Here is a 244-nt window from a genome sequence, read left to right on the forward strand (position 1 = left end):
GCCTTGGAGGATGGTCCCCCCATATTCAGACAAAGTTTCTCGTGCTCCGTCCTACTCGATTTCATTGATAAGAGATTTTCGTGTACGGGGCTATCACCCACTATGGCCGCACTTTCCAGAGCGTTCCACTAATCTCAAACCAACTTAAGGGCTGGTCCCCGTTCGCTCGCCACTACTAAGGGAATCTCGGTTGATTTCTTTTCCTCAGGGTACTTAGATGTTTCAGTTCCCCTGGTTCGCCTCT

At 50.0% G+C, this 244-nt stretch carries 1 rRNA gene; it reads right to left on the reverse strand.

The features are described from left to right. Positions 1–244: ribosomal RNA gene (locus SB719_RS22025) — 23S ribosomal RNA — on the reverse strand; the annotation flags it as partial.

The sequence above is a fragment of the Pantoea sp. SIMBA_079 genome (assembly GCF_046940275.1).
GTDB lineage: Bacteria > Pseudomonadota > Gammaproteobacteria > Enterobacterales > Enterobacteriaceae > Pantoea > Pantoea borealis.